The 12,100-nt window shown below is 38.6% G+C and carries 6 protein-coding genes; all 6 read right to left on the bottom strand.

Going from position 1 to position 12,100, the window contains the following annotated elements; translation table 11 throughout:
* Window positions 1-62: 62 nt before the first annotated feature.
* The 6 genes from ABJG98_RS04155 to ABJG98_RS04130 all read right to left on the bottom strand — a co-directional run bounded on the left by ABJG98_RS04155 (window position 63) and on the right by ABJG98_RS04130 (window position 12,091).
* Window positions 63-1,448 carry a SusD/RagB family nutrient-binding outer membrane lipoprotein gene (locus tag ABJG98_RS04155; RefSeq protein ID WP_348278216.1) on the bottom strand — a complete coding sequence of 462 codons (1,386 nt, stop codon included), beginning with the start codon at window positions 1,446-1,448 and terminating at the stop codon, window positions 63-65.
* Between the two features lie 21 nt (window positions 1,449-1,469).
* On the bottom strand, window positions 1,470-4,697 hold the full coding sequence (locus ABJG98_RS04150) for a SusC/RagA family TonB-linked outer membrane protein (RefSeq protein WP_348278215.1): 3,228 nt from the start codon (window positions 4,695-4,697) through the stop codon (window positions 1,470-1,472).
* A 232-nt stretch (window positions 4,698-4,929) separates the two neighbouring features.
* Complete coding sequence (locus tag ABJG98_RS04145; RefSeq protein ID WP_348278214.1) at window positions 4,930-6,261, bottom strand: M28 family metallopeptidase; 1,332 nt, start codon at window positions 6,259-6,261, stop codon at window positions 4,930-4,932.
* A gap of 3 nt (window positions 6,262-6,264) precedes the next feature.
* Window positions 6,265-9,573: a CRTAC1 family protein gene (locus ABJG98_RS04140; RefSeq protein ID WP_348278213.1), complete on the bottom strand. Its 3,309-nt coding sequence runs from the start codon at window positions 9,571-9,573 to the stop codon at window positions 6,265-6,267.
* A gap of 86 nt (window positions 9,574-9,659) precedes the next feature.
* Window positions 9,660-10,781, bottom strand: coding sequence for a hypothetical protein (locus tag ABJG98_RS04135; RefSeq protein ID WP_348278212.1), 1,122 nt, complete (start codon window positions 10,779-10,781; stop codon window positions 9,660-9,662).
* Between the two features lie 23 nt (window positions 10,782-10,804).
* Window positions 10,805-12,091, bottom strand: a complete 1,287-nt coding sequence (locus tag ABJG98_RS04130; RefSeq protein ID WP_348278211.1) for a SusD/RagB family nutrient-binding outer membrane lipoprotein — start codon at window positions 12,089-12,091, stop codon at window positions 10,805-10,807.
* Window positions 12,092-12,100 lie beyond the last annotated feature (9 nt).

Here is a 12,100-nt window from a genome sequence, read left to right as displayed (position 1 = left end):
ATTCATAAAAAAACCGGAAATCTAAGATTCCCGGTTTTAGTTTTTGATTAGTTGATTCTCATTTAATTATCCCACCACATTGGCGTTTGCAAGTTCCCATCTTTGATCGGAACATTTGCATTGTTCAAATCAATCTCTGTCTGTGGATATGAAACTCTTCTTGGTATTTCTCCATTTAAGTTGAACGAGTTAATTCCATTTGAATTTGGAGTCAGATTTGGATATCCTGTTCTTCTATAATCTGCCCATGGCTCAATCCCATTAGAATACATTGCAATGTACTTTTGGGTCATTATCTGCTCCAAGCGAGCTGCATCATCCGCAAGCCCGGCCAAAGCGGAGTTTGTTGCCACATATGCCGCATCACTGGAGCTTGTCAGCTTCGCTATAGATGATCCGATAGCTTCGGCCAAAGCGGCTTCCGCTGCAGGAATATCACTATTTCCCATTAATTCAATTTCCGCTTCGAGAAACTTCATCTCTGTGTAGCTTGTCATTATCACTGGAGCATTGATATTGGTATAATAAGTGCCAGCATCAAATGTGGTTGAATAGCCAGAAGGCTGAGTTGCATCTACTAAAAATAAAGCAGATCTTCTGGGATCATTCAGCGTATTCAGCATGCCAAAGAAAAATGGATCAATATTAATATTACCTCCTCTATCTTGAGAAAACTGATATGCAGGATTAGATTCATTAGGAGATGTTCCAAATGATAACTGCAAGTCCCCAGCAGAAGAAGCAATTGCATTTGCAAGTTCCGCTTCAGCATCTGAATATGCTGTTGCACTTACCTTTGAAAGCCTCATGTAATACTTAGCTTTTAGTGAATGTGCTGCAGCAATCCAGCTTGCAGTATTACCACCATAAATAAGGTCATCGCCACCTAGAGCTGCACCATTTCCAGCAGGTCCACTAAGAAGTGTGATTGCGTCATCTAACAAGCTGTGAATGGTCGTATAAACATCCTCCTGCGTATCATAGGTAGGCTGAAGGTTGCCATCTCTTGCCCCAAAAGCGCTTGTATAAGGTACATCGCCAAATAGATCCGTCATAGATCCTAGCCCATGAGCTATCAAAACCTTGGCCATACCAGAAGTATGATTCGACTCCTCAGCAGTTGCCTTTTCATCGATAATTACTAGAGGCTGCAATGTAGATACATACATCCTAAAGAAGATTCCATCGCCATCGGCTGGAACCCATAAATAGCGATAGTTATCCGCTTGTTGAGCGTTAATTCCAACAAACTGTTGGGTGAATAGTCCACTCAATCGAACCAATTCACCGCCAACTACCCACGCCATTCCGGCTTGAGCAGCAGGCACAATCGCTTGTGCTGATACATCAGCAGGTGTTGCCGGGCTTACATTAATGTCCTCATCAAAATCGCATGAACTGCTGATTAAAACGAGACAAGTCAATATAGATATTACTTTTATTTTCATCTTATTATCTTTTTAGATTGATTATAGGGTAAAGTTTAACTTGAACCCATAACTCTTCGTATTCGGATTATTGAAATAGTCATATCCAAATACATTACTAGCTGCACCAGTCAAGTTGGTTTCCGGATCAATCCCAGTATAATCGGTAATCAAGAATACATTTCGTGCGTTTGCATTGATTGTAATTGCTGAGAATGGAAGCCCATCTATCAGCGATGCAGGTAGGCTATACGAGATATTTACATCTCTCAATCTAATCCATGAGCCATCCTGTACAGTCAATTCGTCCAAGTTTACAAAACCATAGTTTTGATAGAAATTGGTACCTCCGTCAGTACCGCCTTTTACGACAGCAAGGGTATTTACAGTTTCTGTTGGATTACCATTGGCATCAGCTTCCACACCTGGGAAAACTACAACCTCATTTCTATCCAATGTTTCAGCACCTACGCCAAAGCCATTCAACACTCCTGAAGTACCATTGTATACATCGCCCCCTTTACGGAAATCAAATAACATAGAAAGCTCGATGCCTTTATATGTAAAAGTATTTCTGAATCCTAGTGTGAAATCTGGATTTGGGTTACCGACTTTTCCATCAACAGGGTTTTGCAAAGGCATTCCTGTGTTCTGGTCGATTACCATTCTTCCTTGATCATCTCTTAGGAATCTAGTTCCGAAGAAAATTCCGTACGGTTCCCCTTTTTGGATTCGTTGTGTGCCAAATGGATCAATCGTGATCACATCCAAGCCTGGGGCGATCTCATTTACAATTGACTCGTACTTATTAAAGATTAAACCAATCTCATATTCAAAGTCCTGCGTTCTTACAACACTTCCTGTAATTACTGCCTCTATACCTTTATTTTCAATTTCACCAGCATTAATTACAGTTTGAGCAAATCCTGTAGTGTAAGGAAGATCTACACTAATGATTGCATCTTCTGTCAATGATTTGTAATAAGTAATATCAGCGGTAATTCTACCTCCTAAAAATTTCAAATCGGCACCTATCTCGAAGGTAGTTGTGAATTCAGGTTTTAACTCTGGGTTACCAAGAATGTTGTTAGGAATAAACGAGTTTGTTCCTAAAGCTGGGAAAAGAACACCGTTTGGTGTAGTCCATCCATCTCGTACTCTTGCTTGCGTGAATGATGATGCTGTAAATCCAAACGGAGCATCATTACCAACTTTTCCATAGGAAGCCCTTAATTTACCATATGGCAGTGCATTTCCTAAATCAATATTTTCAGTAAATGCCCAGCCTAGAGCAACCGCTGGATAGAAAAATGAATTATTAGACGATCCCAAAGTGGAAGACCAGTCATTTCTTCCGGTAATGTTTAGATAGAGCATTTCTTGATACGAAAGTCTTATGTCACCATATACACCATACAATTGCTTAGCTGTTGGTCTTTCTACCACGCTAAAGCTTTGAGCACTAGCTGCATTGAAAAAACCTCTAGAAGCCAGACCTTGTCCATCTTCTCTTCTATTTTCAACTTTCTTATCATAATAATTCCATCCGAACGTACCATTTAGATAGATATCAGAGGTCAATTCTTTTTGAATCGTACCGTAAACATCAACATTAAGATCTGTATTTGTAATCGCCTGGTTAATAACCTGACCCACTCCAAAAGACCCTGAACCGATATCATTTCTAAACTTTCTGAAGTCTGAATATTGGTCAATACCAACCCGAGAGTTTAATGTAAACCACTCGGTAAAATCATAACTTAATTGTGCATAGCCAATAACTCTGTTTACGTTATCATTCATGAAATTTTTGTAAACAGTCCAATATGGGTTATCATAAATGGCACCACCGCCAATTTGACCTCTGTATGCCCTTGGTGTTCCATCATCAAACTGATATGCAGATGGGTCGTTATCTGGATCGACACCAGCTCTATTATCAAACGAAGGTGTGGTTCTTAATAGCCCAAGCATCACGCCTGAGGTATTTGATCCATTCTGTACTTTTTGTCCACCACTATTGATAAAGTTGGTAGAGATTGTTGCTTTCAATCTATCCGTAAGGTTAGATGAAATGGTTGCTTTAACTGAAGTTCTCTCAAACGTATTATTCGGAATGATCCCTTCCTGATTCAAGTACCCAACAGATAGGTAGTAATTAACATTATCGGTTCCACCACTAGCACTTATGTAGTGATTTGCCGTAATACCTGTTTCAAAAAATGCTTCAGTATTGTTATATGCTTGCGCTACTCTACTTGTTGCTCTGGAATCTGAAGAATGTACTATAAGTCCATTTGGATCCCAAATTGATGCTTCATTTGCATAACGCAACTCATCTATCCTCGGACCCCAACTATTTCCTGTAAATGAACCTGTCATTGGCCCCTGGAAAGTTGGCACTCCGCTTACAACATTACCTTGAGCATATGTCGTTTGCAAATCTGGTAGCTTATTGACCTTGTCAAAGGTCATTCCAAATGAATAATTGATTTTGGCAGCACCTTTTTTACCTCTTTTAGTTGTAATCAAAATAGCTCCGTTTCCCGCTCGTACTCCATAAAGTGCGGTTGCTGCAGGACCTTTCAAAACGGTAAGACTAGCTATATCATTCGGATTGATATCAATAGCTCTGTTTGAGTTATTTACACCACCAGAACCTAAATTAGAGATTGCATCCTCTGGAGAATCTGCCGTAGTGAATGTACTATTATCTATCGGAATACCATCCACAACAAATAGTGGAGAATTCGATCCTTGAATGGTTGAGTTTCCCCGTATTCTGATTTGTGCTCCTGCACCTGCTGTTCCTCCGGAACTCGTTACTTGAACACCTGCAGCTTTACCCGCTAAGCTAGCTACTAAATTGACCTCATTCGCACGATCTACTTCCTCACTATTTACTTCCTGAACAGAATAGCCCAAATCTCTTTTTTGAGCTGTCAATCCAATTGCTGTAACCACAACCTCCTGAAGTTCCGTGAAATCTGCAGCCATTGAAACATCAATTACTGTTCTATTTCCAACAGGAATTTCCTGTGTAATAAATCCAATAAATGATATAAGTAAGACATCATCATTGGAAACTGTCAAACTGTAGCTACCATCTACATCAGTAACTACACCAGTTGTGGTTCCTTTAATTTGAACCGTTGCACCGGGTATTCCTTCACCGTCATCATCGGTGACATTACCCGTTACCGTCCTCTGCGCCATCAAACTTGAGGCAACAAAAAGACATGCCATTAATACTAAGTAAGCTTTTTTCATAAAATTTAATTAGTTGAATAAACCTTTAATGTTAGCTCCCAAGTCATCCAATTAATTGTAAAAAAAGGCATGGGTCGAAATCCAACCTTTTTCGATTTTTATGTGTATAGGCTACCAATTAGGTCTAAAAAGAATCCATTTACTGTCGTGTAAAATGTATGGATTCAACTGAAGGAATAAAAAAAGCCTCAAACTGAATTCAGTATGAGGCTTTTTGTAGTTGAATTTCTTTCTATCTCCTTACTTCACTCGGAAATACGACTAAACTCTCATTACCATTCTTACCTACAGCCGATACGCCAAAAAAGTAGTTATCGATGACTATTCCTTTTAAGGTAAATTCGTTTGCCTCTTTATCTACATGATAAAATTTGTCCCAGGTTGGTGAGGTAGTATCTCTAAAATAAACCTTATATCCCGCAAGGTTAGGATCGGCAATTTTATCCCAATAAAGGGTAGTAGAAGGTTGAACAGCTCCACTTATTGCTACATTTTGAGGCTGGGAAGGAGCCGAAGCTAGTGCGGCAAGCGAAATCGCATTGACTGTGGTTAGTTTTTTGGCATATTCAAAATTAACAGCTTCAATTACATCTCCGTATTTAATACCATCTTCCTCGCGGATATCCTGATGTTGCTGTGTATAATTTTCATGTGCCTCCATTATTCGTACTCCTGCAAATCCAGCATCATTAAATGGTCGATGATGTCCTCCCCTGCCAAATCGATCGAGTCTGTAAATCATCATCGGATTCATTTCCGGCATGTAGGTTTTAGTTATTTGATAGACATACCTTGCCAACTGCCTTGATACACCATCAACCTCGCCACCGTAATACCGCATCATTCGTTTTTGGAAATCTGAGTCTTTCGGATTAGTTGGTTCAGAGAAAATTCTAAATGTTCGATTATCAATTACTCCATCTACTCCTTGAATATTACCTATCATGTCATTATTGAGTATACCAACAATCTCCCATTCCTCTTCTATTGCCTTAGCTGCAAGATGTTTCCCTCCGTAGAGCCCTTGTTCCTCACCTGACAGACCTACCAGCATTATTGAGCTTTCGAATTCATATTTAGAGAGGACTCTAGCCGCCTCAATTACACCAGCCATACCCGAAGCATTATCATTAGCACCCGGTGAATCATCAGTATAATTTAATGGATCAGACACTCTACTATCAATATCACCAGACATGATTACGTAACGATTTGGATATTTAGTTCCTCGAATCACTGCAATCACATTAACAATTTCTGTATCCTTTGTAATTCGTGTTTTTTCACTTCCTTTTTCTAAAGTTCGTTGTGTGGAAACCTCCAGGCAACCTCCACAATCCTTACTTATCTTTTCAAATTCTGATTGTATCCATCTTCGAGCCGCTCCGATTCCGCGTGTTTCTGACTCAGTATCAGACATTGTATGTCTTGTGCCAAACGAAACCAACTTTTGAATGTCTTGCTTTATTCTCTCAGAGCTAACGCTATCAATTATTTCATATGGAGACTGAGCGTTTACAGCAAAAGCTGCTAGGATTGTAAAATAGCAAAGTGTTTTTTTCATGATCTATTCGAATTTATATGTTGGATTGATCGTGTAGATCATTAAGCTATCATTATTAGCAGAAACAATCAATTGATCAACTTCAGTATTGTTATCAATTACTAATATATCTCTAACATCGTTGTTTAAATAGAGTTTGGTCTCGTGAGCTGATAATGACCTAAATGATAACCCTCCTTCATTAATTAGCACACCTCCTACTCCGGCATCTGCTCGAGGAGTTTCTATTTCAGCACCATAAAGGTTGCCGCCATAAATGATATCCAGTAATCCATCTTTGTTTAAATCAATTGGAACTGACGCTCTTAAGGGAGCTATTTGAGCTTCAATTGGCAGAGTCTTTTCTATAAGTGATCCATTCTCGTTCATTAAAAGCATGCTTTTAAATGTATTTGCTTTGTATGTGAGTGAGTTGCTCAATGCTTCGTCACCATAAATCTGATTTACACTTAAGGATGCAAACTCATTGTAAGATTTTATTTTTTTCTTTAAATCAGGGATCTGTTGGCTGGAACATGATTTACCCCTTAATGGCACTTCCTTACCAGAATCAAAATAGCTTAAGACTATATCTCTCCGCCCATTGCTATCAAAATCGTGGCTGTACAGGGAGAATGGGCTCTCAGCAGATGATTTGTACTTATAGTTAAGACCAAGGTTTCCAACTAAATAATCCTCATCTCCATCATTATCAAAGTCCGCCGCTTGTATATGAAACCACCAGCCAGTTTTCTCGTCAAGATTTAAATCCTTCGAAACACTCGTCAATTTTCCGGCCTCATTTTTAAATACAGTTATGGGCATCCACTCTCCAACAATTATTAGGTCATAATCACCATCTCCATCATAGTCTGACCAGATTGCATCATTTACCATCCCCGTATTTAATAGCTGCGGTGCTGATATCGCTGTTACATCTTCAAATCCCAAAATCCCATTTTCAATGAACGTATTTTTGAATAATCGACTTCCTGGTGCCAATGGATACTCACCTGGAACAAGTCTACCTCCTATGAACAAGTCTTCATCTCCATCTCCATCATAATCAAACGGTCTAGCTACAATGGTACTACTTTGAAAAGTCGGTAAAATATTTCTTCTAGAGTAATTACCGTCCTTGTTTTCGTAAAACAAATCTTGATATGAAGATCGATCTAAACTTTGTTCATTGCCTCCAATAACAACATAAAGATCATCATCACCATCATTGTCTGCATCAAAAAAAACCGATGCAACTTCTTCAACATCTGGATTAGAATTGATATCCCTTGTTTCGTTAGTGAGAAGGTTTATCAGCTTTCCCACAGAATTCAATGCACCAGGAAAATATATTTCATTTTTTGAGTTTACTGATAACTTTGGTCCAAAATCAGAAAGCTTATGCGGTAATAATATTTCTCTTTCAAAATCATCAAATTCATTCTCCCTATGAAAAGCCTTTGAAGGCTTCTTTACAAATAGCCCAGCATAAGCTCTTATTACTTCTTCAGAAGGTTCACTACTTGATTGCTTCTCTAATTTTATTGTCTTGTTTATAGCAACTTCCTTCAATTCCGTTATTGAACCATCATTCCAGGTGATTTTCAAACGCTCTATTTTTTTGGCTTTGCCAAGACCAAAATGAACCGTAGGGTCTACAGAAGAATAAAACCCTCTAATGTTATTTACTTCCCTGAACTGGTACAGTAATTTAGAATCTTCTTTATAAGAAATTTCTATTCTCGCTCCGATCTCCTTTGATGGAACCGAAAGCTTAATGAAACTATTCTTATTTAATTCATTAGATAAGTTTTGATAAACGACTGATGTATCGTTTAGATTATTTATAACTAAATCAAGATCGCCATCGAGATCAAGATCACCATATGCTGCTGAAGTTGTCCAGAATCCATCATCAAGTCCCCAATTTGTACTTAGATCACGAAATTCCATTCCATTCTTATTCTTAAAAACGTAATTGGACACTCGTCTTTGAGGATAAATAGCCAACAATGAATTGATAGCTTTATTCAGAATATCATCTTTACTCATCCCTTGTTTTAAATAGGACGTTACACTTTTGTTTATTTCAGCAATAGCGTCGGTATTCCTTAGCTCTCGATAAATACCATTAGAAATAAATAAATCCTGAAATCCATCATTATCAAAATCTGAAAAAAGTGGTGTCCAACTCCAGTCTGTAAATGAAACATCACTCAGCAAAGAAATGTCACTAAAGACGTTTGTTCCGGATTCATCTACCCCTTGATTTAGCTGCAGGGTATTCATCATATATTGATAATGCCCCCCATTTTCGACGGTATTCCAAAATGCGTCAGGATTCATTCCACTCATATTTGACTTTAATCCAAAATTGTCCTTCGCAACCATATCCACAACAACTAAATCGGACCAACCATCATTATTGATATCTGAGGCATCTACTCCCATACTGAAATAGGTTATGTGACCCATACTTTTTTGCAGCACATTTTTAAAAGTGCCGTCGCCTTGATTGATATATAAATAGTCAGGATTATTGTAATCACTCGTTACATAAATATCAGTCCAACCATCATTATTAAAGTCTGAAGGAATTGCACTCAATCCATAGCCAACATCATTGACGTTTGCAGCCTCGGTTGCGTCATTAAAGAAACCTTCATCATTACGCATGAGTCTCCAGCTAAGCAATGGTATTCTCCAGTCATTTCCTTTTAACTCAGAAAGTATGCCAGGATTTGGTGGCTGATTGACTAAAAATAAATCAAGGTCATCATCTTTATCATAATCAAAAAATACTGCCTGTTGACTTCTCCAAGGGTCTGCTAAACCAAAGGATTGTGCTTCTTCAGAAAATGTACCATCACCATTATTGATATATAATTCATTCATCCTTAATTCAGGTGAATCATCATACAAGGTTTTGCACACATAAATATCAAGAAAACCATCATTATTTATATCGACCATAGAAACTCCACTTGTCCATCCTCCTCTATTGAGTATTCCGGCCTTCTCAGTAACTTTCTCAAACTTCCAATTCCCCAGATTCAGATAGAGCTCGTCTTTAACTTGGTTTCCCCCAAAATACAAATCCGGTAATTCATCACCATTAATATCTCCAATAGCTATGCCCGATCCACTATAGATATTATCATAAATAAACGGATTGAGTTCTGTGTCCTCTTTTAAAACATTAATGAAATCTATTGAATTAGAGACATGTTTGAACAAGGTGCTGTCACCTTGTTCATTTTTGGTTTCACATCCAAAAAACAACATACCAGGTAATAAAAATACTATTCTATAAAACTTAAAAAGCTGAGACATAAGAAGCTTAAATGAATCGAATATAAAAATTAAATAAAAAGGTCACCGCAAGCGGTGACCTTTTTGAAATCTAATAATATTAAAAATTAATTTAATACTACTGGAAGAATAGCCACGCTATTTCCAGCTAAATCATAAACTGTCATTGTTAGTGTCACTGCACCGTCAGCCTGAGCCCAATCAAACATATAGTTCAAAACTGCGGTATCATCACCATCAATCTTTACAGTAGAATCAGTCGTGCCAACATCTACCCAATCAACATCGAGTACTGCCCAACCAATAGTTTCACTAGCTACAAGATTGAACTCGTAGCCAAGAGATGCACCACCAGTTCCAAACTGCTCAGATGAACCATTCGCAGCAATTGTAGGATTTGCATTATCTATAATGTAGACCATTTCAGTCGTGTCATTTGTCATTACAAATCCAGTTGCAAACGCTGATGCACCTGCTACAACGATGTTAATAGTATCATTTGCTGCCGCTCCTGGAGTATAGCTTACATAGTATACTGAATCTGCTCCACTAGCATCTGTTAATACTTGAACTGCTCCAATGGCATCATCTGTATTCCCACCCGCTGAAATGCGTGTCACAGTAGGCTGAACAGACAATTCTGAAGTGAAATCATTAGCAAATTCTAAGAATACAGTATCCACGTTACCTGAATTAAGGTAAGTATCTATAGTTGCAAAACTTGCTACACTTACAGTTTCAGTTGCAGTACTCATAGAGAATGGTACAGCAGGATCATATCCTGATGCAGCACCAGCATTTGCTTGGCCCCATGTAGTACCATCACTTTTAGTTACTGTAATAGTAAAATCGAAATCAGCGCCTTCACCAATCGTACCAACTGCTACACCAAGTGCAGTAGCAATATCAGTTAAGCTAAAACTTCCCGAAGCTCCTTGTACTCCGTTGCTATTTGCTGAAAAAGAACTAACAGTAGCTAAATTTCCACTATTCGTTCCATCTGTTACGTCGATTGCAACAGAGGTAACATCATTACCTCCATTTCCATCAATTAACTCAAATTCCCAACTAACTGATGACGCTGCATCAGATACAAGTAAATCCCCAGAAGGTGCCGAAACCCAACTTGCGAATGCAGCTTTTGCACCTCCCAAATCCTCTAAAGGGTTCGTATTATCGCATGCCACAAAAAGTAAGCATGCCATTATCATATATGTTATTTTTTTCATGTCATATTTCATTTAAATAACTATTAGTTGTCCCATCCAACATTTGATGTGAAAATATCAACATCCGTCACATTTGTATTGAACGTAATTTCATCTTCACCATAAGGGAAGCGAACAGGTACAGCTGAGCCAGATGTTGGAGTTAAAGAAGGAACATTAGTTCTTCTCCAATCATTATAAGCTTCAGGCTGTAAGAACATAGCTATATACTTCTCAGTCATGATTTGATTGAGTGAAGGTGCTGCAGCATAGTTTGCTGCAACATAAGTTGCGTATCCTCCAACTCCCAAATGATCAAAATGCGCTTGAACTCCAGCGAGAAATGCCGTAGTAGGATCTCCTGTAGTTCTTGAAATGCACTCTGCCTCAATAAACTTAATCTCTCTGTAAGTGATTAATTCTTGATTGAAATCATCAGTCAAATATGGATGCGATGTAATGAAAGTATTGTCGAATACTGGCTCTCTCCAGGTATCACCCAAACCTTCCATAATTCCCTCCATTGTCGGATGGAATTCAATGTCACCAGTTCTATCTCGATTGAATCGATACCACTGACCAGCTCCTGCATCTCCTCCCGGGTACTGATAAGCTAGATTATCACTTGAACTAGTGAATGAATTTTGAGCTGCAGTTAATGCCGCAGCATAATTACCATTGTGAAGCTGAGCTCTGGCTTCAAGAGCAGATGCTGCCTTTATCCATTGACTCGCGCTGCCACCATAGATAACATCATCAGAACCAAGAGCTAAGCCTCCATCAGATCCTGCTAGCAATGTCGCTCCAGAATTCAAGAATGCAAATACTTCAGTATAAATTTCAGCTTGTGTATCAAGTCCTGGCTGTAGAACATCCGTTCCTTGAAGAGCTTCGCTGTAAGGAATATCATCCCATACATCAGTAGCTAACATTAAGCAATAGGCAATCATTATATCAGCTACACCCTCATAGTGAGCGTATCCAAGTTCTGCTGCCTTTTCCTTAACCGTAAAGAATTCAATCAAAGTATTCTCATACATGTTATTCCATCCTGTGTTTGCATACGCAGGGTTGAAACTGGAATAATTGTTAATAGAAGACCATTGACGCGCAACTCCTTCAACTTGCTGCGTCAAAACGCCTGTACTTCTTGAGAAAAATCCACCAGTCAAATCAGCGGCATTTACCAGTCCAACTGGCAAAACAACTGATACTGGAGCGTCTGTAGGGGAGTTTGGATTCTCATTCAGATCCCCTCCTAAATAACTTTCACAACTTGACATCACTAGGACACCAAAAGCAAGTGTTATTGCTTTAAATATATTTTTCATGTTTAGTCT

Origin of the sequence: Ekhidna sp. (assembly GCF_039960695.1) — a bacterium.
GTDB lineage: Bacteria > Bacteroidota > Bacteroidia > Cytophagales > Cyclobacteriaceae > Ekhidna.
The sequence above is the reverse complement of the archived record's forward strand: the minus strand, read 5'-3'. Positions and strand labels throughout refer to the sequence as shown.

Coding starts and splice junctions, on each gene's coding strand:
- ABJG98_RS04135 (WP_348278212.1), bottom strand. CDS start 10,781: ATGAAAAAAATAACATATATGATAATGGCATGCTTACTTTTTGTGGCA.
- ABJG98_RS04140 (WP_348278213.1), bottom strand. CDS start 9,573: ATGTCTCAGCTTTTTAAGTTTTATAGAATAGTATTTTTATTACCTGGT.
- ABJG98_RS04155 (WP_348278216.1), bottom strand. CDS start 1,448: ATGAAAATAAAAGTAATATCTATATTGACTTGTCTCGTTTTAATCAGC.
- ABJG98_RS04130 (WP_348278211.1), bottom strand. CDS start 12,091: ATGAAAAATATATTTAAAGCAATAACACTTGCTTTTGGTGTCCTAGTG.
- ABJG98_RS04150 (WP_348278215.1), bottom strand. CDS start 4,697: ATGAAAAAAGCTTACTTAGTATTAATGGCATGTCTTTTTGTTGCCTCA.
- ABJG98_RS04145 (WP_348278214.1), bottom strand. CDS start 6,261: ATGAAAAAAACACTTTGCTATTTTACAATCCTAGCAGCTTTTGCTGTA.